This is a genomic window from Methanotorris formicicus Mc-S-70 (assembly GCF_000243455.1).
In the GTDB taxonomy this organism is placed as follows: domain Archaea; phylum AGJL01; class Methanococci; order Methanococcales; family Methanococcaceae; genus Methanotorris; species Methanotorris formicicus.
In genome coordinates this window covers 1-1,518 of the sequence record NZ_AGJL01000107.1, presented here as the reverse complement: position 1 = coordinate 1,518, position 1,518 = coordinate 1, and the positions used below count along the sequence as shown (strand labels likewise).

Annotated in this window: 2 protein-coding genes and 1 tRNA gene; all 3 read right to left on the bottom strand. The window is 32.9% G+C overall.

The annotated features are described in order from the left end of the window. Nucleotides 1-78: 78 nt before the first annotated feature. The 3 genes from METFODRAFT_RS09575 to METFODRAFT_RS09565 all read right to left on the bottom strand — a co-directional run bounded on the left by METFODRAFT_RS09575 (nt 79) and on the right by METFODRAFT_RS09565 (nt 1,230). Nucleotides 79-771 (bottom strand): TIGR00297 family protein, encoded by a 693-nt coding sequence (locus METFODRAFT_RS09575; protein WP_007045429.1) that lies wholly within the window; start codon nt 769-771, stop codon nt 79-81. 43 nt (nt 772-814) lie between these two features. After that, a tRNA-Arg gene (locus tag METFODRAFT_RS09570) sits at nt 815-889 on the bottom strand. A 140-nt stretch (nt 890-1,029) separates the two neighbouring features. After that, nucleotides 1,030-1,230 carry a histone family protein gene (locus METFODRAFT_RS09565; protein WP_007045428.1) on the bottom strand — a complete coding sequence of 67 codons (201 nt, stop codon included), beginning with the start codon at nt 1,228-1,230 and terminating at the stop codon, nt 1,030-1,032. Between the last annotated feature and the right edge of the window lie 288 nt (nt 1,231-1,518).

Below are 1,518 nucleotides of genomic sequence, written 5' to 3'. Positions count from 1 at the left end.
TAGTGTTAAATCACACTATCAGTTAATAAATTTAAGTAAGATTTAACCCATTTTAAAATTTTAAGACAAAGTTTGAAATTATACTAATAATATCCCGCAAATCCCCCCAATTAGTGTTGCTATAAAGTTAACATGTTCCTTATTCATAATCCCCTGCCTCTCAAACACTGCTCCGCAAAAACTATCTACCAAATTACCAAAGATTCCCGAGACTGTTGCAATCCAGATTAAATCATAATTTTTAAATAGTAAATAACTTGCAATACCTATCAAAAAAGCCCCCATCAACCCAGCAAATGTCCCAAAGAACGTTATTCCTCCATCAGTTCCTTTTTCTACTTTTTTTAGAGTGGTTATTAATCTTGGTGTTTCCTTTGACAAAACCCCTAATTCAGATGAAAATGTATCTGATGTTGCTGCCGCTATTGAACCAACATATCCAAATAATGCCAATTTAAACCCAAAGAAATACAGAATAACAAATAATAAGGGGATTAATCCATTGGCAAGGACGTTTTTTACTGTTCTTTTGCTCTCCCCCAATCTCATTTTTTTCTTTGCTGAATATCCTGTCCTACTTACTAAAACACCCAATACAAAAAAGGAAAGCAAGACCATAAGCCAAGTTAATCCAGCACCCAATATTATAATAAATGCCATTACTGAGGATGCACAGATACCACGATTATCTAAGGAATTACTCCTTTTTATCAATAAAACCAAAATACAGACAACCACAACTGCCAAAAAAAATTTTGAAATAATGTCCATGAAATCACCAAAATTTGTACTTTTAAATATATGGAATAAATGATGCCCCCGGAGGGATTTGAACCCTCGACCACTGGGTCCGAAGCCCAGCATCTTATCCTATCTCGACCACGGGGGCGAAGTTAAAAATTTTAATAAATTAAATTTTAATTTTTACAACAATATCTAACAATGTGATTATAGTTATATATTTAACATTGCCTATAAATTCATAAAAGAGAAAAAAACATCAATAATTGTTAAAACAAAAAAACAGGATTATTTCAAAGCCAACTTGATATCTTCAACTTTAACTGTCTTTCTACCTGCGTGCTTTGCTAATGCAACTGCTTCTTTAGCAATGTCCATTGCAATGTCTTCTAAAGCCTCAGCAAGTTTAACTGCTGCTGCCCTACTTACTCTCTCAGCACCTGCCTTCTTCAAGATTCTCTCTATTGGTGCAACTGGAAGTTCTGCCATAAAATCACCTCGAAATATTCTATGTTATATTCTATATTGGATGACTATTTAAAGTTTTCGATTTTATATGAAGTATTGCCTACATTTACTCGATAATGATGAGTTCATAGAAATTCAAACAAAATTCCATGTTAAATACCAAATTAACCGTAGTTCCCATCAAAACATTAAATATATAACTCAATAGATATATAGTATCAAAAAAATAGTTGAAGGTGATAACATCGTTGAAGAGAGCGTCCCAAAGCTTAAACGATTAATAAATCTCATGTGGGCTAAGTTCTATCT